The sequence below is a fragment of the Streptomyces sp. JLBG701 genome, from assembly GCF_058544905.1.
In genome coordinates this window covers 9,225,365-9,249,524 of the sequence record NZ_CM178588.1, presented here as the reverse complement: position 1 = coordinate 9,249,524, position 24,160 = coordinate 9,225,365, and the positions used below count along the sequence as shown (strand labels likewise).

Sequence of the window (24,160 nt, the reverse complement as noted above, 5' to 3'; positions counted from 1 at the left end):
ACAGGGAGTCATGTGACACTGGCGTCCCCTGTCCGCAGTGCGGACCCCTCCGCACCCCCACCCCCACGAGAAGTGCGCCGTGCGATCTCTTCCTCTGCCAGTCGCCCTCACCGCGCGCCTGTCGCCGGTCGTCGTGCTCGCCGCGGCGGGCTGGGCCCTGTCGTCCGGCCCGTTCGCCGCGACGCCTGCCGCCGAGGACAAGGCGGCGACGGACAAGGGGGCCGACTCGTCGCCCTCCGCGCCCTCGACGTCGGCGGTCTCGAAGTCGTACGCCTCCGCGCCCGCCCCATGCACCAGTGTGACCGTGAAGACCCTCAAGTCCCTTGTCCCGGGCGCCAAGACGGCCGGCAAGGAGATCGCGTCGACGGACACGAAGGTGCGCCGCACCTGCTCCTGGAACGCGCTCAAGGGGTTCGACTACCGCTGGCTCGATGTCTCCTTCGAGATCACGGAGTCGGACTCGGCGGCACAGAAGTCCTACAAGGAACGTGTAGCGGACAAAAGCGGCGGAGGGGCGGTCCCGGGGCTCGGCGACACGGCCTACTCCGTCGTGAACCTCACCACCGAGGACAAGCAGCAGACACGCGAGGGCGTGGTGATCGTCCAGGCGTCCAACGCGCTGGTGGTCGTCACCTACAACGGCAGTGACTTCGAGTCGAAGAAGGCACCCAGCACGGACGTGATCAACAAGGGTGCCATCAAGGCCGCCAAGGAGGCGGTGGCAGCACTGGAGGGCAGCCAGACCAGCTGACCGCCCTCCGTTTCGTGCAGTTCATGCGTTCGGGCGCGAGGGTCAGACGGCGACCTTCTTGCGCCCGCCCGCCAGCATCAGCGCCAGGTACAGCACCATCGAGGTACCGAGGCCCACCGCCCAGCCGTAGTCGGCCAGCGACGACAGGGCCGGGATGGGCCGCCCGTCGATCAGCGGGTCGAAGTTGGCGCCGCCCACGGCGAGGACACCGCCGACCACGAAGGCGACGACGGCCCGCCAGTTCCAGCCGTTCTCGTACCAGTAGCGGCCGCCCTCGCTGTACAGGTCGGTCAGGTCGAGCTTGCCGCGGCGCAGGATCCAGTAGTCGGCGATGAGGATGCCGGCGACGGTGCCGAGCAGACCACCGACCAGGCCGAGCCAGGTGAAGATGTAGCCGGCCGGGTCGGAGTACAGCTTCCACGGGAAGATCAGTACGCCGATGACACAGGTGGCCAGCGCACCGGCCCGGAAGGTGATCTTGCGGGGCGCGATGTTGGAGAAGTCGAACGCCGGGGAGACCAGGTTGGCCGCGATGTTCACGGACAGGGTCGCCACCAGCACGGTCACCAGCGCGAAGAGCAGACCCACGACGTTGTCCGTCTTGGCGGCCAGCTCGACCGGGTTCCAGATCGCCTCGCCGTACACGGCCTGCGAACCGGAGGTGACCATCACCGACAGGAGCGCGAAGAGCGTCATCGTGGTCGGCAGGCCGAGCGCCTGACCCCACATCTGCGCCTTCTGGCTCTTGCCGTACCGGGTGAAGTCGGGAATGTTCAGCGACAGCGTCGACCAGAAGCCGATCATGCCCATGAGGGAGGGCCAGAACAGCTTCCAGAAGTCCCCGCCCCAGCCGAGCTTGGAGGGCTGGTCGAACAGCGGGCCGAAGCCGCCGGCCTTCTCGCTCATCCACCACAGCATCACGCCGGCGCCGACGAGCACGAAGGGCGCGGCCCAGTTCTCGAAGCGGCGGATCGTCTCCATGCCCCGGTAGATGATGGCGACCTGGAGGGCCCAGAAGATGGCGAAGGACAGCCACATGGTCCAGGCATAGCCGCCGATCTTTCCGGCGTCGCTCCAGCCGTTCCCGATCAGCTTCCCGGCGAGGAAGTAGATCGCCTCACCGCCGATCCAGGTCTGGATCCCGAACCAGCCGCACGCCACCAACGCCCGTACGACAGCGGGGAGGTTGGCCCCGCGCACACCGAACGAGGCGCGGGCGAAGACCGGGAAGGGAATGCCGTACTTGGGTCCCGCGTGCCCGGTGAGGAGCATCGGCACCAGCACGATCACGTTGGCCAGGGCGATGGTGAGCACCGCCTGCTTCCAGTCCATGCCGACGGCGATCAGACCGGAGGCCAGGGTCCAGGAAGCCGTGTTGTGGGCCATGCCGACCCACAGCGCGGAGAAGTTGTACGTGGTCCAGGTGCGCTTCTCGACGGGGACCGGAAGCAGGTCCTCGTTGGCGTAGGGGCCGCTGGGGAGCGGCGAACCAGGGGCGATCTCCACCCGGCCGTCGGCGAGGGTGACTTGAGAGGTCGGCGGTATGGCCACGGGAGCGGTGTCGGTCATGGGCAGGCCAATCAATGAGGGGTGGGTCCGGAAAGGCCGTGCGGGGGCTCCGGTCCCCTCCCCGGGGACGGCCGGGGAGGGGAGAACTGGAGTGGGGGGATGGGGAGTTGAGCGGTTCCTACGAAGGGTTCCTACGCGGGTCGGTCAGCTGTTGACGGCCGGGATCACCTGGGATCCGTACGCGTCGATGGTGGCTTCCTGCGCGTCGTGCATGTCGTAGACGGCGAACTGGTCGACGCCCAGCGCACGCAGCGCGTTGAGCTTCTCGATGTGCTTCTCGACCGGGCCGATGACGCAGAACCGGTCGACGATCTCGTCGGGCACGAACTTGGTGTCGGGGTTGTCGCTGCGCCCGTGGTGGGAGTAGTCGTAGCCCTCGCGGGCCTTGATGTAGTCGGTGAGTTCCTCGGGTACGGCCGCGGAGTGCTCGCCGTACTTCGACACCAGGTCGGCGACGTGGTTGCCGACCATTCCGCCGAACCAACGGCACTGCTCACGCGCGTGGGCGAGCGCCTCCGGCGAGTCGTCCTCGGTGACGTAGGCCGGGGCGGCGACGCAGATCTTCACCTCGGACGGGTCGCGTCCGGCGGCGACGGCGGCGTCCTTGACGGCCTTCACCATGTACTCGGTGAGGTAGAGGTCGGCGAGCTGGAGGATGAACCCGTCGGCCTCCTCGCCGGTCATCTTCAGGGCCTTGGGGCCGTACGCGGCCATCCAGACGGGGAGTTCGGCGTCCTCCTTGATCCAGGGGAACTTGATGACCGTGCCCCCGAGGTCGGCCTCCTTGCCGGAGCCGAGCGCCCTGATGACCTTCATGGCCTCGCTGATGCGCGCCAGCGTGTTGGGCGCACGGCCCGCGACACGCATCGCGGAGTCGCCGCGGCCGATGCCGCAGACCGTGCGGTTGCCGAACATGTCGTTGAGGGTGGCGAAGGTGGAGGCGGTGACCTCCCAGGTGCGGGTGCCCGGGTTGGTGACCATCGGGCCGACCGTCAACTTCGTGGTGTTGGCCAGGATCTGACTGTAGATCACGAACGGCTCCTGCCACAGCACGGCGGAGTCGAAGGTCCAGCCGTAGGTGAAGCCGTTGCGCTCGGCCCGCTTCATCAGGCTGATGACCTTCGAGGCCGGCGGGTCCGTCTGCAGGACGAGTCCGAAGTCCATGTGCGCCACTCCTAGTTGAGGTACTGACAGGTGGAGCGCGGGGTGTACGTGCCGTGGCCGGCGCGGCCGGTGTACTCCCGCTCGTTGATGACGACTTCGCCGCGCGAGAGGACCGTCTCGACGCGGCCGGTGAGACGCTTGCCCTCGTACGCCGAGTAGTCGACGTTCATGTGGTGCGTCTCGGCGGAGATGATCTGCTCGACCTGCGGGTCGTAGATGACGACGTCGGCGTCGGCGCCGGGGGCGATGGTGCCCTTCTTCGGGTACATGCCGAACATCCGGGCCGGGGTGGCGCAGGCGATCTCGATCCAGCGGCGGCGCGTGATGTGCCCGTCGACGACGGCCTGGTGGAGCAGGTCCATGCGGTTCTCGACGCCCGGCAGACCGTTGGGGATCTTGGAGAAGTCGCCCCGGCCGAGTTCCTTCTGGCCCACGAAGCAGAAGGGGCAGTGGTCTGTGGAGACCACCTGGAGGTCGTTGGTGCGCAGGCCCTGCCACAGCTTGGCCTGGTGTTCCTTGGGCCGAAGGGGCGTGCTGCACACGTACTTCGAGCCCTCGAAGTCGGGTTCGGCGAGGTTGTCGGTCGACAGGAACAGGTACTGCGGACAGGTCTCGCCGAAGACGTTCAGCCCCTCGTCGCGTGCCCGGGCGAGCTCGGCGACTGCCTCCATCGCCGAGACGTGCACGACGTACAGGGGCGCGCCGGCGACCTGCGCGAGCTTGATGGCGCGGTGGGTGGCCTCGGCCTCCAGGAGGGCCTTGCGGACCTCGCCGTGGTAGCGCGGGTCGGTCTCACCGCGGGCGAGCGCCTGCTCGACGAGGACGTCGATCGCGATGCCGTTCTCGGCGTGCATCATGATCAGGCCGCCGTTCTCGGCGGAGCGCTGCATGGCGCGCAGGATCTGGCCGTCGTCGCTGTAGAAGACGCCGGGGTAGGCCATGAACTGCTTGAAGGAGGTGACGCCCTCCTCGACCAGCAGGTCCATCTCCTTGAGCGTGTCCTGGTTCACGTCGGACACGATCATGTGGAAGGCGTAGTCGATGGCGCAGTTGCCCTCGGCCTTGGCGTGCCAGGCGTCGAGACCTTCGCGCAGGCCGTGGCCGACGCTCTGCACGGCGAAGTCGACGATGGTCGTCGTGCCGCCCCAGGCCGCGGCCCGGGTGCCGGTCTCGAAGGTGTCGGAGGCGAAGGTGCCGCCGAACGGCAGCTCCATGTGGGTGTGGGCGTCGACCCCGCCCGGGATCACGTACTTCCCGGTGGCGTCGATGGTGCGCTCGGCCCCCCAGGCCTCGGCGGCCGGGGTACCGCTCGCGGCGAGGGCGGCGATGCGGCCGTCCTCGATCAGGACATCGGCGTGCAACTCGTCGGACGCGGTGATGACGAGACCACCGCGGATGACGGTACGACTACTCATGCTCCCTCTCCTACCGTGCTCAACACTGGTGACGTGCAGGTCGATCGGCGCCGCCGGTCCAGCCCCCGTGCACCGGACCGACGGACGTACCGGTCGGTTACGGAGCGGTCAGCGGCTCGTACGCGTCGGGACGGCGGTCCCGGTAGAACTGCCAGCGGTCACGGACTTCGCGCAGCTTGGCCATGTCCAGGTCGCGGACGACGAGTTCGGTCTCCTTGTCGCTGGCCACCTCGCCGACGAACTGGGCCTCCGGGTCGACGAAGTAGGTCGTCCCGTAGAAGTCGTTGTCGCCCAACTCCTCTACGCCCACCCGGTTGATCGCACCGACGAAGTACTCGTTGGCGACGGCGGCGGCCGGCTGCTCCAGCTGCCACAGGTAGGCCGACAGACCGCGCGAGGTCGCCGACGGGTTGAAGACGATCTCGGCACCGGCGAGGCCCAGCGCACGCCAGCCCTCGGGGAAGTGCCGGTCGTAGCAGATGTAGACGCCGATCTTGCCGACCTTGGTGTCGAAGATCGGCCAACCGCTGTTGCCGGGGCGGAAGTAGAACTTCTCCCAGAAGCCCGGCACCTGCGGGATGTGGTGCTTGCGGTACTTGCCGAGGTACGAGCCGTCCGCGTCGATCACGGCGGCCGTGTTGTAGAGGACGCCGGGCTGCTCCTCCTCGTACATCGGCAGGACCAGGACGATGCCGTGTTCCTTGGCGAGCGCCTGGAAGCGCTTGACGATCGGGCCGTCCGGGATGGACTCGGCGTACTCGTAGAACGCCTTGTCCTGGACCTGGCAGAAGTACGGTCCGTAGAACAGCTCCTGGAAGCACAGGACTTGAGCACCCTGCGCGGCCGCGTCGCGGACCGCCTGCTCGTGTACCTGGATCATGGACTCCTTGTCGCCCGTCCAGGCGGTCTGGAAGAGGGCGGCACGGATCACTGTGCTCATCGGGACCTCCGGTCGCTAGGTGTGGGGCGAGCCTAGGAAGTCCTGAAGTCCTGTTTGAGTTGCACGGTGTCACGTCTGCGGACGCGCGGCGTTCCACGGTGTCACCCTGTCGTGGGCCCATGTTTCACCGCCGTTTTCCCAGGTGGTCGCATGTTTCAAGCCTGTTGCGCGTCGTGTGCGAGGAGTGCGATGTGCACCGAGGCCGCCTGCTCGAAGTCGTCGAGGTCGACGCCGAGCCGCGCCTCTATCGCCTCCAGCCGGCGATACAGCGCGGGCCGGGAGACGTGGTGGAGCTGGGCGGTGCGGGACTTGTTGCGCCCGGTGGCGAGATACGTGCGCAGCACGGACAGCAGATCCTCGTCGGCCGCGCACAGCAGCCCGTCCAGCTCCCGCTCCGCGAACGACTGCACGTGAGGGTCGTCCCGCAGCAGCCGGATCAGGCCGCGCAGATGTACGTCCTTGAGGCGTACGACGGCCGGGAGCTCCAGGACGTCCACGGAGTCGGCCACGGCGTCGGCGACGTGCTGTGCCTCGCGCAGCCCGGCCGGCACGTCGTCCCAGACGATGCGCGGCTCGGCCGCGGCCACCACCGCCCTCAGCGCCCCGGACTCGGTCCGCAGCCGCGCCGCGAAGTGCGCCGCGAGGGCCCCGGCGTCCTGGTCCCGGGCCAGGCTCAGCAGCACGGCGGTGACTCCGTCGGCCAGTTCCGCGACGAGCCCGGGCAGCCCCAACAGCCGTAGCACCCGGTCGAGTTGAGCGGGATCGCCGTCGCGCACGACGAGCGGCACGAAGGCCCGCCGATTGACCGGCAGTCCGGCCGCGCGTGCCCGGGGCAGCAGCTGCCGCGCTGGTACGACGCCGCTGACGAGGTCGGTCAGCAGGCTCTGCGCGGACTGCTCCTCCCAGCTCTGCGTGAAGCCGCCGAGCATGCGGTGCAGGACGAGGGCCTCGGCGGCCCGATCGGCGAGCAGCCGTCCGGTGGCCGTGTCCCCGCGATACCCGCACAGCATGATCTGGCCCCACCGTTCGCCACGCCCGCCCAGCTCGGCGCGGACCCAGCCGTCGCCCTCGCTGCCGCCCGCCTGCCGGGCGATGCGCTCCCAGTCCCGCAGCACGTCGTCCACAGCCGACCGCTCCCCCGCCGTGGCGAGGACGCGGTGGGCGAGGTTGGTGACGACGACGGGACAGGCGCTGTGCGAGGCGACCTCGTCGAGCAGGCGTTGCAGCGGGGCGCCCGCGGTGATGAGCCCGGTGAGCGCGGTCCGTACGGCCTCGGACAGGCTGACGGCGGCGAACTTCCGCCGTACGAGCCGGGATTGGACCTCTTCGGTCAACTCGGCGAAGGGAAAGGGCCGGTGCAGGACGACCATCGGAAGGCCGCACCGCTCCGCCGCCCGGCGCATCACGTCCGGCGGGGCCGGGAAGGCCCGCCCGAGTCCGAGGACGACGGCGGAGGCCTCCGCGCGGTGCAGGGACTGGATGTACTCGGCCTGGGCGCTCTCGTCGCCGGCGAGCAGCACCCCGGTGGTGAGGACCATCTCGCCGCCGGTGAGCATCACGCCCACGTCGGCGGCCTCGGCCACGTGCACCCAGCGCACGGGCCGGTCGAGCTGGCTCGCGCCGGCCACCACCTCGGGCTCCCCGGCGAGCACGCGCTCCAGGGTGAGGACCTGGCGCACCGACAGGGCGGGTTCCAGGCTCCCCAGGTTCTCCAAGATGGCGGTCATGGGCGGACTTCCCTTGCTCAGGTTCTTGCTACTGCGTGCTCCTCAGAGCGTGTTCGAGGATCGCGGCGCCCTCCTCGGCCTCCGCGACGGTGAGGGACAGGGGTGGTGCGACGCGCAGGGCGCTGGTGTTGTGGCCGCCGCCCTTGCCGATGAGCAGCCCGCCCTCGCGGGCCGCTTCGAGGACGGCGGTCGCCGCGACCGGGTCGGCCTCGTCCGTACCGGGTTTGACCAGCTCGATGCCGATCATCAACCCGCGCCCCCGCACCTCCCGTACGCCCGGATGCTGGGCGACGACGGCCCGCAGCCGTTCGATGAGCAGTCCGCCGACGCGCCGGGCGTTGCCCTGGAGGTCGTGTTCCAGGAGGTACGTCAGGTTCGCGAGCCCGGCCGCCATGGTGATCTGGGTGCCGCCGAACGTCGAAATACTGTTGGAGTCAAGGCAGTTCATGATCTCGCCGCGCGCGACGACGCCGCCGATGGACATGCCGTTGCCGATGCCCTTGGCGAAGGTGAGGATGTCCGGCGGACCGGAGGCGGCGTGGGCCTGCCAGCCCCAGAAGTGGTCGCCGGTGCGGCCCCAGCCGGTCTGCACCTCGTCGGCGATCCACAGGATGCCGCGCTCGCTGAGCACCTCGCGGAAGGCCGCGTACAGCCCGTCCGGCGGGGAGGTGAAGCCGCCGACGCCCTGGATGGGTTCGGCGATCAGGGCGGCGGGCGGGCGGATGTGCCCGAGCAGGTCCTTGAGGTCGTCGACGCAGGCCGCGATGAACTCGCTGTCGCTCAACGCCGCGTACGGACCGCGCGTGCGGACGCCGCCGTGGACGTACAGCGTCTGCAGCGGTGACAGCGATGTCGGTGACCAGCCGCGGTTGCCGGTGATGCCGACCGCGCTGAAGGAGCGGCCGTGGTAGCTGTTGCGCATGGCCAGGATCTGGTTGCTCTGCCGGTATGCCGTCGCGAGCAGCAGCGCGGTGTCGTTGGCCTCCGTACCGGAGGTCGTGAAGAACACGCGGGCGTCGGGGATGCCGGACAAGTGGGCGACGCGCTCGGCGAGTTCGACCATCGGCCGGTTGAGGTAGAGGGTCGAGGAGTGGATGATCCGCCCGGCCTGCTCGCTCACCGCCTTCGTCACCTCGGGCAGCGCGTGCGCGGTCATCGTCGTCAGGATGCCGCCGAAGAAGTCGAGGTACTTGTTCCCCCGGGCGTCCCAGACGTGCCGGCCCTCGCCGTGCGTGATTTCGAGCGGGTCCTCGTAGTAGAGGGCGAGCCAGTCGGGCAGGACGGCACGGTGACGGGCGTACAGGTCGCTCACGGCTGAACCAGCCCCTCGTACGCGTCGGGGCGGCGGTCCCGGTAGAAGGCCCACTGCTGGCGGACCTCCTCGATGAGGTCGAAGTCGAGGTCGCGCACGACGAGTTCCTCCTTGGTGTCGCTGGCCACCTCGCCCACGAACTGGCCACGCGGGTCGACGAAGTACGACGTCCCGTAGAAGTCGTTGTCCCCGTACTCCTCTTGTCCCACACGGTTGATCGCGGCGATGAAGTACTCGTTGGCGACAGCGGCCGCGGGCTGCTCCAGCTGCCACAGGTAGCTGGACAGGCCCCTGGAGGTGGCCGACGGGTTGTAGACCAACTGGGCGCCGTTCAGGCCGAGTTGCCGCCAGCCCTCGGGGAAGTGACGGTCGTAGCAGATGTAGACGCCGATCTTGCCGACCGCGGTGTCGAAGACGGGCCAGCCGGCGTTGCCGGGCTTGAAGTAGTACTTCTCCCAGAAGCCCTTGACCTGCGGGATGTGGTGCTTGCGGTACTTGCCGAGGACGGTGCCGTCGGCGTCGATCACGACCGCGGTGTTGTAGTAGAAGCCCGTCTGCTCGATCTCGAAGACGGGGACGACGATCACCATGCCGGTCTCGCGGGCGAGGGCCTGCATACGACTCGTCGTCGGCCCGTCGGGCACCGGCTCGGCCCAGCGGTAGTGCTCCGGCTCCTGCACCTGACAGAAGTAGGGGGCGTTGAAGACTTCCTGGAACCCGATCACCTTGGCGCCCTGCCGGGCCGCCTCGCGGGCGTGTTCCTCGTGTTTCGCCACCATGGACTCGGTGTCGCCGGTCCAGGTGGCCTGGACCAGAGCGGCGCGTACGACGTTGGCCATGAGCTGCTCCTTCGACGGGACGCCAGATCCGTCTACGCCCGTAGAACAGGCCGTAGAGGGACGAACGTAAGCCTCTCGGACTGCCTTGCCAAGACCATTGTCGTTAACCCGCGGAGTCGATCACGTTTCACACCCCAGTGGGTGAGTGGAGGGGACCCCGGTCAGGCGCTGAAGCCGGCGACCCGGAGGGCGTGGACGAGGTCCCGGTGACGGTCGCCCGAGACGCCCCGTGCCGCCTCCAGCAGGAGGGGGACGAGGCGCTGCGGGTCGGCCTCGACGCTGTGGGCCGCCTCCTCGGGGGTGCGGACGTTGACGTAGGTGTCGAGGAGGGCGCGGGCCTCGCGGCGGCGGCCGTCCTCCACGAGCCCGAGCACTGCCTCACCGATCTCGCCGGGCGGGCGTGCCACGCCCTGGCGCAGGATCTGCTCCCCGTCGCCTGCGCGACCGGCCGCGACCAGCGCGTCCGCCGCGGCGACCAGCCGGTCGGCGGGCAGCGAGCCGGCCTCCCAGAGCAGGGTCTGCCAGTCGGCGCCGAGTCCGGCCCGCTGGAGCTCGGCGGCGAGCAGCGGGAAGCGGGCGGCGGGCCAGTACGCGGCCTCGACGAGCACCGCGTGCGCCTCACCACTGCGGCCCTCTCGGCGCAGCCGCACGAGCGACGCCACGGCCTCGGCGGTGGCCCGCCGCGCCTCCGCGTCCAGCGGATCGGTCTGCGGCTCGGCCGGCTCCGCGGTGGCGACGGCCCCGGCGAAGCGGGCTCCGCCCCGGGTACGGGCCGTGGTCGGCGCCGGGACGGGGATGTCCGGTACGGCGGCCATCGGGGCCGGGACCGCGGCGCTCTCGTCATCGACCATCCCGGCGAAACGGGCACTGCCGCGGCGACGCTTGCGCTGCTTGGCGGTGGGGGCCGGGGCGGGGACGGTGTCGACGGCGGGGGGCTCGGGGGTGGCGGGGGGCTGGGTGTCGAGGTCGGGGGTCGGGGCGTCGAGGCTGTCGTAGTCAGCGGGGGTGTCGTACGCGGGGCCCGTCCGAGCGCGGGAGGTGTCGTAGCCGCCCGGCGTGTCGTACGCCGGCCTCGTGGCGCGGGGACCGCCGTAGCCACCCCGCGTTGCGTTCGACGGCCTCGTGGCGCCGGGCCTGCTCTCGGCGGCGGCGTCCCGGCCGGGTCGGTCGTACCGGGGGTCGTGTGTGCCCTGGGGCTCGGGGTCCGGGGCCTCGTGCCAGGTTGCGGTTTCGGCTGCCGCGCGCTGTCCGAGGCGCCAGTCCGCGGTGTCGGGGGCCGTGTCACGCCGGCGGGGCATTCCTGACCGGGGGGCGGCGGGCGAGCGGCTGCCGGAGTCCTCCGAGAACACGTCGTCGGTCTGGAATACGTTCCCCTGGTGGTCGCGCCTGATGACCTGGGCGCCGGCCTGGCGCCGGTCCAGTTCGAACATGCGGGCGCGGAGTTCGGCGCAGCGGGCGGTCGCCCGTTCGTGGTCGTCGTGGGCCCAGGCGAGGTCGAGGCGGATGGCGTCGGCCGCGTCCTGGGTGGTGGCGGAGGCGAGCAACCGGCCGAGCTCGGCCTGCCGTTCGGCGGCGTACCGCTGTTCGCGGAGCATGACGTCGAGCCGGTCCCCGAGGACGTCCCGGCCGCCGGGCCGGGTGTCGTACGCGATGAGCGCGGCGGCGTGCAGGGCGTGGGCCCGGTCCGCCTCATGGGCGGCGGCGTCAGGGCCGTAGGACACGGCGAGGTCCTGGAGGAGCGCCTCCACGACGTCCCAGGGCGGCACCTCGTATCCCTGGAGGCAGGCCTGCATACCTTCCGGGTCACGTTGCCAGAAGACGGCACACCAGCCGCCACCTTGATCCAGGCGCGCCACTAGGCCGTCCAGATAGTTCGCGAACTCCCGTATTCGAGCCGGGAGTTGATCCACTGTCATCGCCCAACTCCCGCCAGACCGGAGTACTCCGGTCCGTAGAAAACACCATTCGTGTTACGGCGCGGCTACAGATCCTTTTCAGGCCGGACGCAGAGCGTTCAAGAACGAGTACAGAGCGCTGTGCGCAAACGCTCCGCTCACAGCACCCGGGCCTTCTCCCCCTGCCGCAGGGTACGCCCCAACCGTCCCCGGGACGCCGCCAGGAGGAGCGCCCCGGCCGTCACTCCGCACGCGCCGAGCACGGCGGCCGCCCTCAGCGTGGAGTCCGCGAGCAGCAGGCCCGACGCGGCGGAGCCGGCCGCCACACCTCCGCCGATGAGCGTCACCAGCCAGGCGAACGCCTCGGTCACCGTGCCCGCCGGCGCGAGTTCGCCGACGAGGCCGAAAGACACGGTGAGCAGCGGCGCGAAGAAGACGCCGGCGCCGACCGCCACCAGACAGGCGCCCGCCGGTCCCGGCACGAGCGCGACCAGCCAGTACGAGGCCGCCATCCCGGTACTGAGGAGTACGGCCTTGTGCGGCGCGGCCGCGGTCCAGCCGAGTGCCCCGTAGGTCATGGCGCCGAACAGGGCGGCGAGCAGCAGGAGCAGGGCGGGGCTGCGCAGCGGGCCGAGCCAGTGTGCGTCGCGGGCCTCGGTCCGCCAGGTGCGCGAGGGCTTCGCGGTCGCCATGAGTACGGCACCCAGCAGGCCAAGACCGGCGGCCAGCCACGGGCGAGCACGGCGTATCCAGCCCCGACACCACCGCCGAGACGGCTAAGCGCTCCGCTGGAAGTCCGGTACACCAGCTTCGGGTGCGTCGTGGCAGGTCGCGCAGTCCCCCACGCCCTTCAGGGCGCTGCCGCACCGCACGGAACTGGTGAAGCCCGGGGTGGCACAAAGCGCCCCGTAAGGGGCGCGGGGAACTGCGCGATCAACCCCCACCGGGCCCGCGGCAAACGAACCGCATATCCAGCGGAGCGCTTAGCACCCGCGGCTGGCCGGTGCGGTCGACGAGCCGGCCGAGCAGCGGCCCGCCGATCGCCCCGGCTACGGCGAAGACACCGGTCACCACGCCCACCAGGCGGTAGCCGGCGCCGGCCTCGCGCACGGAGAGGGCAACGGGTCGATCGAGCTCAGATGCAGCCCGAGTCTCGCGTGAGCATGCGGGGCAGCACGAGTTGGATCAGCGTGGCGACCCCGTCGTCGTCGTTGCCCGGGACCACGATGTCGGCGGCCCGCAGGACGTCCTCGTGGGCGCCCGCCACGGCCGCCGCGAGCCCTGCCGCGCCGAGCATGGGCAGGTCGTTGGGCATGTCGCCGACGGCGACGGTGTGCTCCAAGGGGACACCGAGGCGGCCCGCGAGCCGCAGCAGGGCGTCGCCCTTGTCGACGCCGGGGGCGGAGATCTCCAGGAAACGGCTGCTGGACCTGGTGACTTGGGCCCCCGCGCCGAGCAATGCGGCGGCCACACCGGCCAGTTCCTCCACAGGGCGCTCAGCATGGGCGGCGAGGATCTGCACCACGGGATCGCCGTCGCGCGGCCCGGTGTCCCAGGCGGCCATCGGCTCATGGGCCCACGGATGAGGCACCAGCGCGCTGAACTCCGGTTCCAGGCGCAGCCCGCCGAGGGATTCGACGCCCAGGGCGATCCCGGGCACGCCGGAGCGCAGGGCGCCGAGTATCTCGGTGACCCCGGCGGGCTCGAAGCCCCGGCAGTCGTGGATCTCGCCGGTTCGGGCGTCCACGGTCACGGCGCCGTTGCTGCACACGAGCAGCCCGGTGAGCCCGTGGCCCCGGGTGACGGGGAGCGCGTCCCGCATCGGACGGCCGGTGACGCCGGCCACGGTGATGCCGGCCCGCGATGCCTCGGCCAGCGCGCTGAGGGTTCGGTCACTGATGCCGCCCTGCGAGTCGAGCAGGGTGCCGTCGAAGTCGGTGCACAGGAGGCGTACGGTCCGCGTCCGTCGCCGCCCGCGTTCGTGTTCACGGGTGTTCGTGATCGACATGACGGGAGGCTAGCGACTACGCGCGTAGACGCCAAGACCCGTATCGCCTGCTGGAACTCCCGCCGGAAAAAGGCGAGTTCGGTGGACGGATTTCAGACAGGCACGGGCGCACAGGCGACCATGAGTTCGTCCATGGACAGCCCCAACTCCCCCGCCAGGGCCGCGACGGTGAAGAAGGCCGGAGTCGGCGCCCGCCCGGTCTCGATCTTGCGCAGGGTTTCGGCGGAGATGCCCGCACCCGTCGCGACCTCCATCATGCTGCGACCGCCGCGGGCCTCGCGGAGCAGCCTGCCGAGCCGCTCACCGCGTTCGCGCTCTTCGGGGGTCAGTGGGTTCCGTACCATGCCGTCATTCTAATACCGGTATAGTAATTGGCATGGTGGAACTCAAGACGAACACATCTCTCGACGCCATGTACGAGGCCGGCCAGGTCGTGGGGCAGGCCCTGACGGCCGCGCGAAAGGCCGCTGACGTGGGAGTATCCCTGCTGGAGCTGGACGAGGTGGCGCGCGGGGTACTGCGCGAGGCGGGCGCGACATCCCCCTTCCTCGGCTACCGCCCCTCCTTCGCCCCCACCCCGTTCCCCGCCGTCATCTGCGCCTCGGTGAACGACGCGATCGTGCACGGCATCCCGACCGGCTACCGGCTGCGCGACGGCGACCTCGTCTCCATCGACTGCGGCGCCGAACTCGGCGGCTGGGTGGGCGACTCGGCGATCAGCTTCATCGTGGGCAGGCCGCGCCCGGCGGACGTACGCCTGATCGAAACGGCCGAACGCGCCCTCGCGGCGGGCATCGAGGCGGCCGTCGTGGGCAACCGCATCGGCGACATCGCCCACGCCATCGGCACCGTGTGCCGCGCCGCCGGCTACGGCATCCCCCAAGGCTTCGGCGGCCACGGCATCGGCCGCCGCATGCACGAGGACCCCCCGGTCCCCAACGAGGGCCGCCCCGGCCGAGGCCTCCCCCTCCGCGCCGGCATGGCCCTGGCAATCGAGCCCATGCTGATCGGAGGCGGCAAGGACGGCTACCACGAAAAGCCGGACGGCTGGACCCTCAGCACAAACGACGGCTCCAGAGCAGCCCACGCAGAACACACGGTGGCAATCACGGAGACGGGCCCGCGGATCTTGACGGAGCGGTAGACCAGTTCCGCCAGGGGCGCGGGGAACTGCGCAACCAGCCACAACGGACCCGCACCTGCCAGACAACACACGCACCCCGAACCGCAGGCGTTCCTGCACATGCCCCCGGACACCACCCATGCCATGGTGGTCTACAGGCACCGGAACATCGTCAGCGGAACGGAACTGCGATGACCAGCGGCTTCACCGGCCCGGAGGGCCTCGGTCCCGACCCCTTCGGAGAATTCCTCGCCCGCTTCTTCGGCGGCCCCCGCCAAGGTCCCCGGCACATAGAGATCGGCCGCCTCCTGAGCCAACCGGCCCGAGACCTGGTCCGGGGCGCGGCCCAGTACGCCGCCGAACACGGCAGCCGCGACCTGGACACCCAGCACCTGCTGCGCGCGGCACTCTCCAGCGAGCCCACCCGGAGCCTGCTCAGCCGCTCCGGCGCGGACCCCGACTCGCTGGCGACGGAGATCGACGAGCGCTCGGGCCCGGTCCAGCACACCCCGGAGGAGGCCCCGCCGCCGACGTCGCTCGCCCTGACCCCGGCCGTCAAACGCGCCCTCCTGGACGCACACGACCTGGCACGGGCGAGCGGCGCCGGCTACATCGGCCCCGAGCACGTGCTGGGCGCCCTGGCCGCGAACCCCGACTCCGCGGCCGGCCACATCCTCAGCGCGGCCCGCTTCGCACCCGCAGGGCTGCCGCCCGAGGCGCCGGACGCCCCACAGACCCGTACCGAACGACCGCGCACGACAGCCACCCCCACCCTCGACAAGTACGGCCGCGATCTCACCGAGGACGCGCGGCAGGGCCGTATCGACCCGGTGATCGGCCGGGACGAGGAGATCGAGCAGACCATCGAGGTGCTCTCCCGCCGCGGCAAGAACAACCCGGTGCTGATCGGCGACGCGGGCGTCGGCAAGACGGCCATCGTGGAGGGCCTGGCCCAGCGCATCGCCGACAGCGATGTGCCGGACGTGCTCATCGGCCGCCGGGTCGTCGCGCTGGACATGCCGGGTGTGGTCGCGGGCACCCGTTTCCGGGGCGACTTCGAGGAGCGGATGAACAACATCGTGGGCGAGATCCGCGCCCACTCGGACGAACTCATCATCTTCATCGACGAGTTGCACACGGTCGTGGGCGCGGGCGGAGGTGGCGAGAGCGGGTCGATGGACGCCGGCAACATCCTCAAACCGGCGCTGGCGCGCGGCGAGTTGCACATCGTGGGCGCCACCACGCTGGAGGAGTACCGGCGGATCGAGAAGGACGCGGCGCTGGCCCGCCGCTTCCAGCCGATCCTGGTGCCCGAGCCGTCCGTCCCGGACACGATCGAGATCCTGCGCGGGCTGCGCGACCGCTACGAGGCCCACCACCAGGTCCGTTACACCGACGAGGCGCTGGTGGCGGCCGTGGAGCTGTCCGACCGCTATCTCACCGAGCGCCGGCTGCCCGACAAGGCCATCGACCTGATCGACCAGGCCGGTGCCCGGGTGCGGCTGCGGTCCCGGACGAAGGGCACGGACGTACGGGCCATGGAGCGCGAGGTCGAGCAGCTGACCCGGGACAAGGACCAGGCTGTCGCGGACGAACAGTACGAGCAGGCAACGCGCTTGCGTGACCGCGTCACCGAGCTGAAGGGGCGGATCGAGGAGGCGACCGGCCAACCCGAGGTCGACGAGGGGCTGCATCTGGAGGTGACCGCCGAGGCCGTCGCCGAGGTGGTGTCCCGGCTGACCGGAATCCCGGTCAGCAGCCTCACCCAGGAGGAGAAGGACCGCCTGCTGGGGCTTGAGGAGCATCTGCACGAGCGGGTGATCGGCCAGGACGAGGCGGTCGGCGCGGTCGCCGACGCGGTGCTGCGCTCCCGGGCCGGACTCGGCAGCCCGGACCGCCCGATCGGCAGCTTCCTGTTCCTCGGACCGACCGGCGTCGGCAAGACCGAACTGGCGCGGGCGCTCGCGGAGTCCCTGTTCGGCAGCGAGGAGCGCATGGTCCGACTGGACATGAGCGAGTACCAGGAACGCCACACGGTCAGCCGTCTGGTCGGCGCCCCGCCCGGCTATGTCGGCCACGAGGAGGCGGGTCAGCTCACCGAGACCGTGCGCCGGCACCCGTACTCGCTCCTCCTCCTCGACGAAGTGGAGAAGGCGCATCCGGACGTCTTCAACATCCTGCTCCAGGTCCTCGACGACGGCCGGCTCACCGACTCCCAGGGCCGCACGGTCGACTTCACCAACACGGTCATCGTGATGACCAGCAACCTCGGCTCCGAGGCGATCACCCGGCGTGGTGCGAGCGTCGGCTTCGGGGCGGGCGGCGAGGACGCCGACGAGGAGGCGCGGCGCGAGCAGATCCTGCGGCCGCTGCGCCAGCACTTCCGGCCCGAGTTCCTCAACCGCATCGACGAGATCGTCGTGTTCCGCCAGCTCACAGCCGAGCAACTGCGGCAGATCACCAACCTGTTGCTGGAGAAGACCCGCCGCCTGCTGCACGCGCAGGGCATCACCGTCGACTTCGCCGACCCGGCCGTCGACTGGCTCTCCCGGCGCGGCTACCAGCCCGAGTACGGCGCCCGCCCGCTGCGCCGGACCATCCAGCGGGAGGTCGACAACCAGCTCTCCCGGCTGCTCCTGGACGGCCGGATCAAGGAGGGCGAAGCGGTGACGGTGGATGTGGCGGACGAGCGGCTCGCGTTCCGTTCCCGTACGCCGGAGCCGCCCGTCCCGCTGTGACCCGCTCTACGACGCCGGGTACACGACCATCGCCGAGCCGCCGCCCCGCCGTACCGTCTCGGCCGCCGCGAGCCACTGTCCGTTCGGCAGCCGCTGGACACCGGTCGCGGCGCCGATCTCGGCGTTCAGCCGGAAGCCGTGCCCGATGGCCTCCAGCTGGGTCTTCAACTCGCTGTTCCACAAGCCCGGTTCGAGCTCGGTGGTGGTCTGGTTGCGCTGGCTGGCGCGCGGCGTCGCGATCGCGTCGACGAGCGGCATCCCGCGGTCCAGGAACTCCGTCAGGGTCTGCAGCACGGTGGTGATGATGGTCGCGCCACCGGGCGAACCGAGCGCGACGACCGGCTTGTTGTGCTGGTCAAGGACGATCGTCGGCGAGATCGACGAGCGCGGCCGCTTGCCCGGGCCGGGCAGGTTCGGGTCGTGCACGGCCGGGTTCGCGGCGGTGAAGGAGAAGTCGGTCAGCTCGTTGTTGAGGAGGAACCCGCGCCCGGGGACGGTGATACCGCTGCCGCCGGTCTGCTCGATGGTGAGCGTGTAGGAGACGACGTTCCCCCACTTGTCGGCCACCGTCAGATGCGTGGTGTTCTCCCCCTCGTACGTCGTCGGCGCCGCCGTGCCTCCGGTGGCGCAGGCCGCCGGGTCGCGCGGGTCGCCGGGCGCGAGCGGGCTGGTGAGCACCGCGTCGTCCTTGACGAGACACGCGCGCGAGTCGGCGTACGACTGCGAGAGCAGTTCCTTCGTCGGTACGTCCTCGAAGGCGGGGTCGCCGACCCAGCGCCCCCGGTCCGCGAACGAGATCCGGCTGGCCTCGATGAAGTGGTGCAGGTACTGCACCTCGCTCGCCTTCGAAAGGTCGGTGTTCTCAAGGATGTTGAGCGCCTCGCCGACTGTGGTGCCGCCGGAGGAGGAGGGCGCGATGGAGTAGACGCCGAGGCCGCGGTACGACGTCTTCGTGGGCGCCTGGAGCTTGGCGCGGTAGGCCGCGAGGTCCTCGGCGGACAGCTTGCCCGGGCGGGCGTTCCAGCCGGAACCGGCGTCCACGGGCGGGTTGTTGACGGTGTCGACGATGTCCTCGGCGAGGTCGCCGCGGTACAGCGCGCCGACACCCTTCTTGCCCAACTCCTCGTAGGTTTCGGCGAGATCCGGGTTGGTGAAGGTGGAGCCGACCACCGGGAGGGCGCCGCCGGGCAGGAACAGGTCGGCCGTGTCCGGGAAGTAGCGGAAGCGGGTCTCGTTCAGCGCGGTCTGCGCGCGGAAGGTGTCGTCGACGGTGAAGCCGTCCCGGGCGATCCGCTCGGCGGGCTTCAGCACCGTACCGAGCTGTCTGCTGCCCCACTTGTCGAGTGCGGTCTGCCAGGTGGCCGGCGTGCCCGGGGTGCCGACGCCGAGGCCGCTGCTGACGGCGTCGGCGAAGGCGAGCGGCTGGCCGTTCTCGACGAAGAGGTTGGCGTCGGCGGTCAGGGGCGCGGTCTCGCGGCCGTCGATCGTGTGCACGGAACGGGACTTGGCGTCGTAGTAGACGAAGTAGCCGCCTCCGCCGATGCCGGAGGAGTAGGGCTCGGTGACGCCGAGCGCGGCGGCCGTGGCGACGGCGGCGTCCACCGCGTTGCCGCCCTTGCGCAGAACCTCGATGCCGGCCGCGGACGCGTCCGCGTCGACGCTGGCGACCGCACCGCCGTAACCGACGGCGACCGGAACTTTGCTCGGGGTGCCGCTCGTTGCGGCGGGTGGGGCTGCCGCCCCGACCGACACCACGGTGGCCGAAACCGCCAGAACCGCCAGCTTCCGCGCTACAGGACGACGCATCCGCACCTCCAGTAAGGACCGTCCGCGCAGCCTATTGCATTGCCATGGCCTCGTCAGGACCCATCTCAGGCCTTCTCGAACACGCGCGCCAACACGGGTACACATGAGCCCGCTACCATGCGCGCCCATGAATGACGACCTGCGCAACATCGTTCTGGGCCTGGTGGCCGCCGGCATCAGTGCCGGGCTCGGCTGGCTGGCCCGGACCTACCTGTGGAAGCGGAAGCTCCGCCGCAAGCAGGCCTTTTTCGGGCTGCCCGACAACTCCGAGTCCCTGCTCGTGGTCAACCGCGAGGCCGGCGGTCCCGAACTCACGGTGATGCGGCACGACGTGTTCGCCCTCCTCGAACTGGCCGCGCTCATCAAGGACTGCAACGCGCACGCCCAGGTCGTCGCGCACGACGCCGCGCAGCAGGGCTTCGGTGAGCGCACGGAGTTCTGTGTGGGCGGGCCGGCCTCCAATCGCCGTATGGCGGCGCACCTCCACTCCCTGCTGCCGGGCATCCGCGTCAACGTCGACGCCGAGCCGGGACCGGATCGCGGCGCCTTCCAGATAGGCAGCGAGCGCTACCGCCTTGAGGCGGGCAAGGGCGAGTACGTGCTGCTGGCCCGGCTCACCGCGGGCCAGACCCGCGAGGCGCGGCCGGTGTTCCTCTTCTGCGGCCAGCGCGCGATCACCAACCAGGCCGCGACCCGCTATCTCGCCCGCAACCACGAGCGGTTGGCCCGCAAGCACGGCAACAGCTCCTTCGTACTGCTGCTGAAGGTCGTCAACTCCCAGGCGTACGGTCCGGATGTCGTCGAGGTCGTCGCCGATGTGACGCGGTCGGCGCAGTCGCCCCTGCCCACACCCGCACCGACCCGCGCCTCGCACAAGGCGACCTGAGGAGCGCCAACTCCCCACCGGATCCGCACCGGACGACCGGATCCATGGCCGTCACACCAATCGTTACTCGCACGTAACTTACCGACGGGTTACTTGCGGTAAGTCCTCGCGGTTACCGTCGGGTCACTTTGCAGTTGACACGAGTAGGAGTGACCCGTGGGACACCATCGCAGGGCCCTGCGTACGACCGCCGTGGGCGCCGTCTCCGCGGCGCTGGTCGCCGGTGGCGTTCTCGGGCTCGCGCCCGCCGCACAAGCCGCCTCGAACAACGTCCGGTTCGTCGACATCACCGGTGACGGCGGCACGGTCCTCAAGGCGAACGTCGTCACGCCCGCGGGCGCCGGTGCCACCCAGCGCTACCCCCTGCTGGTGCTGCCCACGAGCTGGGGGTTCCCCCAGGTCCAGTACCTCGCCCAGGCCCAGAAGCTCGCGAACTCCGGCTACATCGTGGTCAGTTACAACGTCCGCGGCTTCTGGCAGTCCGGCGGCGAGATAGAAGTGGCGGGCCCTCCTGACATAGCCGACGCGTCCAAGGTGATCGACTGGGCGCTCGCCAACACCCCTTCCGACTCCCGGCACATCGGCATGGCGGGCGTCTCCTACGGCGCCGGCATCAGCCTGCTGGCCGCCGCGCACGACAAGCGCATCAAGGCCGTGGCCTCGCTGAGCGGCTGGGCCGATCTGATCGGCTCGATCTACTCGGGCCGCACCCAGCACACCCAGGCGGCCGCTCTGCTGGACGTCGCCAGCACGGTGACCGGCCGCCAGAGCGCCGAACTCAAGCAGCTGTTCAAGGATCTCTACGGCTCCAACCTGGCGAAGGAGCAGGACATGATCGCCTGGGGGAAGAAACGCTCAGCCGCGACCTACGTCGACCAGATCAACAAGAACGGCGCGGCGATCATGCTCGCGGGCGCCTGGGGCGACACGATCTTCCCGGCCAACCAGAACGCCGACTTCTACGAGAAGTTGACCGTCCCGAAGCGCCTGGAGTTCCGCCCCGGCGACCACGCCACCGCCGAGATCACCGGACTCCTCGGCCTCCCCAACGACGTGTGGACCGACACCGAGCGCTGGTTCGACCACTACCTCAAGGGCGAGGACAACGGCATCGACCGCGAGCAGCCGGTCCAGCTCAAGTCCCGTTCCACGGGCGGCTACGAAGGCTACCCGGACTGGAAGTCGGTCGGCGCGACAAGCAGGAAGATCACCCTCGCCGGCACGACCACGATCCGCGCGAACGTCGACTCCGGGGCGGACGGCGGGATCGTCCTGCTGTCCAGCCTTCTCGACCAGGTGGCCCAGCTGCCCCCGATGGCCTCGATCCCCCTGCTCCCCCGCCGCTGGGCGGCCGTGTGGCAGTCGGAGAAGTACACGACGGCCCAACAGGTGCGCGGCACAGCCGAGTTGCATACGACGGTCACCCCGACCGAGGAGAGCGGAACCCTCGTCGCGTACCTCTACGACGTGGGCCCGCTCGGCCTCGGCAAGCTGGTCAGCAACGCGCCGTACACCTGGCACGGGCTCACGCCCGGCAAGCCGTTCGACATCGGCCTGGAGTTGTTCTCCACGGCCTACGACGTCCCGGCAGGGCACCGTCTCGCCCTGGTCGTCGACACGGTCGACCCGCTTTACATCGAGCACAACCCGTCCGGCGCACAGCTGACCTTCTCCTCACCGGCGAACGACCCGTCGTACGTGTCGGTTCCGCTGCGCGAGCAGTGATCTCCGGCTGCTGCCGGCCCGGCCCGGCTCTGTGACTGCTGCCCCCGGGCCCTGTCGGCTCAGTGCTTGAGGATCTTGGAAAGGAAGTCCTTGGCACGGTCGCTGCGCGGGTCGGTGAAGAACTCGTCAGGGGTGCGGTCCTCGATGATGCGGCCGTCGGACATGAACACGACGCGGTTGGCGGCCGAGCGGGCGAAGCCCATCTCGTGGGTGACCACGACCATGGTCATGCCCTCGTGCGCCAGCTGCCGCATGACCTCCAGGACTTCGTTGATCATCTCCGGGTCGAGGGCGGAGGTGGGCTCGTCGAACAGCAGCGCCTTGGGCTCCATGGCGAGGGCGCGGGCGATGGCCACGCGCTGCTGCTGGCCACCGGAGAGCTGCGCCGGGTATTTGGGCGCCTGGTCGGCCAGGTCGACGCGGTCCAGGAGTTCGCGTGAGTGCTTGTCGGCATCGTCCCGCTTGCGCTTACGGACCTTGATCTGGGCCAGCGAGACGTTCTGGAGCACCGTCTTGTGGGCGAAGAGGTTGAAGGACTGGAAGACCATGCCGACCTCGGCGCGGAGCTTGGCGAGATCCTTGCCCTCCTCGGGCAGCAGTCTGCCGTCGAGCTTGATCGTGCCGGACTCGATGGGTTCCAACCGGTTGATCGTCCTGCACAGTGTCGACTTGCCCGAACCCGAAGGGCCGATGACCACGACCACCTCCCCCTTGCCGACGGTGAGGTTGATGTCTTGGAGGACATGCAACTCCCCGTAGTGCTTGTTGACGTCCTGCATTTCGATCAACGGATCGACGGCCATGCCCAGCCCTACTCACTCTCAGCTGTGGTGTGGTTGCCGCAAACTATCCAGACAAGGGGGGAGTTGATACACGACACGCACTTTTCGGTCATTAGCCGTATTTACGGCGCACTTACGCCCGGTGACACCGACGGCTCAGGCCTCCGAGACCTCCGCGTACAGCTGGGAGAGCTCGGGCACCCCGCTCGCGGCCCACTCGCGCCCGGAGGCGACGACGTCGAACTCACGGCCGGACGCGAGCCGTACGACGGGCCCGCCGCTGGACCAGACCTCCCAGACCGCGCCGGGGACGGTGCGCACGATGACCGTGCCGAGATAGAGACCGGCGTCGTTGCCCAGCCAGGGCAGGACCTCTTCGTCATCCCGCCAGCGCGGCACCAGCTGGTCGAGCGCCTCCAACGAGGCCGCGGTGTCGTCGAGTTGGATGCCCTCCCGGGCGGCCTGCGAGCGCAGCAGCTCGCACTCGGAGAGCAGGCCGGCCACCCCCTCGGCATCGGAGGCGTCGTCGCCGGAGAGCGCCGCGTCGCGGGCGGCCTCACGCTTCTTGCGCCCGTTACCGAGGAAAGGGATGTTCATACACCCAGACTGGCATCCGCACGCCCTTCGCGCACGAGTGCGGACGCCGATGTCATGAGCGTGTTGACGGATCCGCCCCGCAGGGCCACCCGTCCTACACGTCCAGGTCCACCACGACGGGCGCGTGGTCCGAGGCGCCCTTGCCCTTGCGCTCCTCGCGGTCCACGTACGAATCCGTCACCGCCTTGGCGAACGGCTCGTTGCCGTACACCAGGTCGATGCGCATGCCGCGGTTCTTGGGGAAGGCGAGCTGGCGGTAGTCCCAGTACGTGTACGGGTGGTCGTACTTGAGGGGACGCGGGACGACGTCCGACAGGCCGGCCTCGCGGAGGCTTGCCAGAGCGGCGCGCTCGGCCGGGGTGACATGGGTGAGGCCCTCGAAGGCGGCCACGTCGTAGACGTCGTCGTCGGTCGGGGCGACATTGTAGTCGCCGAGGACCGCGAAGGGGCGGCTGCCCGCGGCGTCACCGGCGACGGCCGCCTTGAGGGCCTCGAACCACTGGAGTTTGTAGGCGTAGTGGGGGTGGTCCACCTCGCGGCCGTTCGGCACGTACACCGACCAGACGCGGACCGGGCCGCAGGTCGCCGAGATGGCGCGGGGCTCCTCGACTCCGTCGTAGCCGGGGTCGCCGGGCAGCCCCTTGACGACGTCTTCCAGGCCCACTCGGGAGATCACCGCGACGCCGTTCCACCGCCCCGTCGCATTGACCGCCGCCTCGTAACCCGCCTCGCGCAGCTGCTCGAACGGGAAGCTCTCCTCGGCGAGCTTGGCCTCCTGGAGGCACAGCACGTCCGTGCCGCTGCTCTCCAGCCAGGCCTGCAGCCTCGGCAGGCGGGCGGTGATCGAGTTCACGTTCCAGGTGGCGATGCGCATGCCTCACAA

The 24,160-nt window shown here is 70.1% G+C and carries 20 protein-coding genes; 5 read left to right on the top strand and 15 right to left on the bottom strand.

Features of this window, described 5'->3' with window-relative positions; translation table 11 throughout:
• The first annotated feature begins 79 nt into the window (after positions 1-79).
• Entirely contained in the window at positions 80-751 is a 672-nt protein-coding gene (locus AC5DRG_RS42380; RefSeq protein WP_491805179.1) for a hypothetical protein, read from the top strand.
• A gap of 42 nt (positions 752-793) precedes the next feature.
• Here the strand turns inward: AC5DRG_RS42380 and AC5DRG_RS42375 are convergent, their stop codons facing one another.
• The 11 genes from AC5DRG_RS42375 to AC5DRG_RS42325 form a co-directional block, all read right to left on the bottom strand.
• The gene (locus tag AC5DRG_RS42375; RefSeq protein WP_491805178.1) at positions 794-2,320 is read right to left on the bottom strand and encodes an NCS1 family nucleobase:cation symporter-1; all 1,527 of its coding nucleotides are present in this window, start codon (positions 2,318-2,320) and stop codon (positions 794-796) included.
• A gap of 144 nt (positions 2,321-2,464) precedes the next feature.
• The gene (locus AC5DRG_RS42370; protein WP_491805177.1) at positions 2,465-3,484 is read right to left on the bottom strand and encodes a TIGR03842 family LLM class F420-dependent oxidoreductase; all 1,020 of its coding nucleotides are present in this window, start codon (positions 3,482-3,484) and stop codon (positions 2,465-2,467) included.
• 11 nt (positions 3,485-3,495) lie between these two features.
• Positions 3,496-4,899, bottom strand: coding sequence for a dihydropyrimidinase (gene hydA / locus AC5DRG_RS42365; RefSeq protein ID WP_491805176.1), 1,404 nt, complete (start codon positions 4,897-4,899; stop codon positions 3,496-3,498).
• Between the two features lie 97 nt (positions 4,900-4,996).
• Positions 4,997-5,839: a nitrilase-related carbon-nitrogen hydrolase gene (locus tag AC5DRG_RS42360; protein WP_491805175.1), complete on the bottom strand. Its 843-nt coding sequence runs from the start codon at positions 5,837-5,839 to the stop codon at positions 4,997-4,999.
• A gap of 155 nt (positions 5,840-5,994) precedes the next feature.
• Positions 5,995-7,566, bottom strand: coding sequence for a PucR family transcriptional regulator (locus tag AC5DRG_RS42355; RefSeq protein WP_491805174.1), 1,572 nt, complete (start codon positions 7,564-7,566; stop codon positions 5,995-5,997).
• Between the two features lie 28 nt (positions 7,567-7,594).
• Positions 7,595-8,878, bottom strand: coding sequence for an aspartate aminotransferase family protein (locus tag AC5DRG_RS42350; protein ID WP_491805173.1), 1,284 nt, complete (start codon positions 8,876-8,878; stop codon positions 7,595-7,597).
• On the bottom strand, positions 8,875-9,717 hold the full coding sequence (locus AC5DRG_RS42345; protein WP_491805172.1) for a nitrilase-related carbon-nitrogen hydrolase: 843 nt from the start codon (positions 9,715-9,717) through the stop codon (positions 8,875-8,877). The genes AC5DRG_RS42350 and AC5DRG_RS42345 overlap by 4 nt, the downstream gene beginning before the upstream one ends.
• 161 nt (positions 9,718-9,878) lie before the next feature.
• Entirely contained in the window at positions 9,879-11,633 is a 1,755-nt protein-coding gene (locus tag AC5DRG_RS42340; protein ID WP_491805171.1) for a hypothetical protein, read from the bottom strand.
• Positions 11,634-11,770: 137 nt separating this feature from the next.
• Positions 11,771-12,304, bottom strand: a complete 534-nt coding sequence (locus AC5DRG_RS42335; RefSeq protein WP_491805170.1) for a hypothetical protein — start codon at positions 12,302-12,304, stop codon at positions 11,771-11,773.
• Between the two features lie 443 nt (positions 12,305-12,747).
• Positions 12,748-13,620 (bottom strand): HAD family hydrolase, encoded by an 873-nt coding sequence (locus AC5DRG_RS42330; RefSeq protein WP_491805169.1) that lies wholly within the window; start codon positions 13,618-13,620, stop codon positions 12,748-12,750.
• Positions 13,621-13,712: 92 nt separating this feature from the next.
• Complete coding sequence (locus AC5DRG_RS42325) at positions 13,713-13,964, bottom strand: helix-turn-helix domain-containing protein (RefSeq protein ID WP_491805168.1); 252 nt, start codon at positions 13,962-13,964, stop codon at positions 13,713-13,715.
• Positions 13,965-13,996: 32 nt separating this feature from the next.
• Between AC5DRG_RS42325 and map the strand changes: the two genes are divergently transcribed.
• Both map and AC5DRG_RS42315 read left to right on the top strand, forming a co-directional pair.
• Positions 13,997-14,764: a type I methionyl aminopeptidase gene (map, locus tag AC5DRG_RS42320; RefSeq protein WP_491805167.1), complete on the top strand. Its 768-nt coding sequence runs from the start codon at positions 13,997-13,999 to the stop codon at positions 14,762-14,764.
• Between the two features lie 170 nt (positions 14,765-14,934).
• Positions 14,935-17,481, top strand: a complete 2,547-nt coding sequence (locus AC5DRG_RS42315) for an ATP-dependent Clp protease ATP-binding subunit (protein WP_491805166.1) — start codon at positions 14,935-14,937, stop codon at positions 17,479-17,481.
• A gap of 6 nt (positions 17,482-17,487) precedes the next feature.
• Here AC5DRG_RS42315 and ggt read toward each other — a convergent pair whose 3' ends face one another.
• Positions 17,488-19,287: a gamma-glutamyltransferase gene (gene ggt, locus AC5DRG_RS42310; RefSeq protein WP_491805165.1), complete on the bottom strand. Its 1,800-nt coding sequence runs from the start codon at positions 19,285-19,287 to the stop codon at positions 17,488-17,490.
• Between the two features lie 127 nt (positions 19,288-19,414).
• Here ggt and AC5DRG_RS42305 point away from each other — a divergent pair, with 127 nt between their 5' ends.
• Both AC5DRG_RS42305 and AC5DRG_RS42300 read left to right on the top strand, forming a co-directional pair.
• Complete coding sequence (locus AC5DRG_RS42305) at positions 19,415-20,173, top strand: hypothetical protein (protein WP_491805164.1); 759 nt, start codon at positions 19,415-19,417, stop codon at positions 20,171-20,173.
• A gap of 156 nt (positions 20,174-20,329) precedes the next feature.
• Positions 20,330-21,898, top strand: coding sequence for a CocE/NonD family hydrolase (locus tag AC5DRG_RS42300; protein WP_491805163.1), 1,569 nt, complete (start codon positions 20,330-20,332; stop codon positions 21,896-21,898).
• Positions 21,899-21,957: 59 nt separating this feature from the next.
• Here the strand turns inward: AC5DRG_RS42300 and AC5DRG_RS42295 are convergent, their stop codons facing one another.
• The 3 genes from AC5DRG_RS42295 to AC5DRG_RS42285 all read right to left on the bottom strand — a co-directional run bounded on the left by AC5DRG_RS42295 (position 21,958) and on the right by AC5DRG_RS42285 (position 24,151).
• Entirely contained in the window at positions 21,958-22,701 is a 744-nt protein-coding gene (locus tag AC5DRG_RS42295) for an amino acid ABC transporter ATP-binding protein (RefSeq protein ID WP_491805162.1), read from the bottom strand.
• Between the two features lie 135 nt (positions 22,702-22,836).
• A complete protein-coding gene (locus AC5DRG_RS42290) occupies positions 22,837-23,277 on the bottom strand; it encodes a DUF6278 family protein (RefSeq protein WP_491805161.1) in 441 nt (146 codons plus the stop codon).
• A gap of 94 nt (positions 23,278-23,371) precedes the next feature.
• Positions 23,372-24,151, bottom strand: a complete 780-nt coding sequence (locus AC5DRG_RS42285) for an exodeoxyribonuclease III (protein ID WP_491805160.1) — start codon at positions 24,149-24,151, stop codon at positions 23,372-23,374.
• Between the last annotated feature and the right edge of the window lie 9 nt (positions 24,152-24,160).

Excerpts from the sequence above, each read along its gene's own strand:
- AC5DRG_RS42375 (WP_491805178.1), bottom strand. The coding sequence starts at position 2,320 with ATGACCGACACCGCTCCCGTGGCCATACCGCCGACCTCTCAAGTCACC.
- AC5DRG_RS42295 (WP_491805162.1), bottom strand. The coding sequence starts at position 22,701 with ATGGCCGTCGATCCGTTGATCGAAATGCAGGACGTCAACAAGCACTAC.
- AC5DRG_RS42305 (WP_491805164.1), top strand. The coding sequence starts at position 19,415 with ATGAATGACGACCTGCGCAACATCGTTCTGGGCCTGGTGGCCGCCGGC.
- AC5DRG_RS42355 (WP_491805174.1), bottom strand. The coding sequence starts at position 7,566 with ATGACCGCCATCTTGGAGAACCTGGGGAGCCTGGAACCCGCCCTGTCG.
- AC5DRG_RS42360 (WP_491805175.1), bottom strand. The coding sequence starts at position 5,839 with ATGAGCACAGTGATCCGTGCCGCCCTCTTCCAGACCGCCTGGACGGGC.
- AC5DRG_RS42345 (WP_491805172.1), bottom strand. The coding sequence starts at position 9,717 with ATGGCCAACGTCGTACGCGCCGCTCTGGTCCAGGCCACCTGGACCGGC.
- AC5DRG_RS42330 (WP_491805169.1), bottom strand. The coding sequence starts at position 13,620 with ATGTCGATCACGAACACCCGTGAACACGAACGCGGGCGGCGACGGACG.
- map (WP_491805167.1), top strand. The coding sequence starts at position 13,997 with ATGGTGGAACTCAAGACGAACACATCTCTCGACGCCATGTACGAGGCC.
- AC5DRG_RS42285 (WP_491805160.1), bottom strand. The coding sequence starts at position 24,151 with ATGCGCATCGCCACCTGGAACGTGAACTCGATCACCGCCCGCCTGCCG.
- AC5DRG_RS42340 (WP_491805171.1), bottom strand. The coding sequence starts at position 11,633 with ATGACAGTGGATCAACTCCCGGCTCGAATACGGGAGTTCGCGAACTAT.
- AC5DRG_RS42325 (WP_491805168.1), bottom strand. The coding sequence starts at position 13,964 with ATGGTACGGAACCCACTGACCCCCGAAGAGCGCGAACGCGGTGAGCGG.
- AC5DRG_RS42370 (WP_491805177.1), bottom strand. The coding sequence starts at position 3,484 with ATGGACTTCGGACTCGTCCTGCAGACGGACCCGCCGGCCTCGAAGGTC.
- AC5DRG_RS42315 (WP_491805166.1), top strand. The coding sequence starts at position 14,935 with ATGACCAGCGGCTTCACCGGCCCGGAGGGCCTCGGTCCCGACCCCTTC.
- ggt (WP_491805165.1), bottom strand. The coding sequence starts at position 19,287 with ATGCGTCGTCCTGTAGCGCGGAAGCTGGCGGTTCTGGCGGTTTCGGCC.
- hydA (WP_491805176.1), bottom strand. The coding sequence starts at position 4,899 with ATGAGTAGTCGTACCGTCATCCGCGGTGGTCTCGTCATCACCGCGTCC.
- AC5DRG_RS42335 (WP_491805170.1), bottom strand. The coding sequence starts at position 12,304 with ATGGCGACCGCGAAGCCCTCGCGCACCTGGCGGACCGAGGCCCGCGAC.
- AC5DRG_RS42290 (WP_491805161.1), bottom strand. The coding sequence starts at position 23,277 with ATGAACATCCCTTTCCTCGGTAACGGGCGCAAGAAGCGTGAGGCCGCC.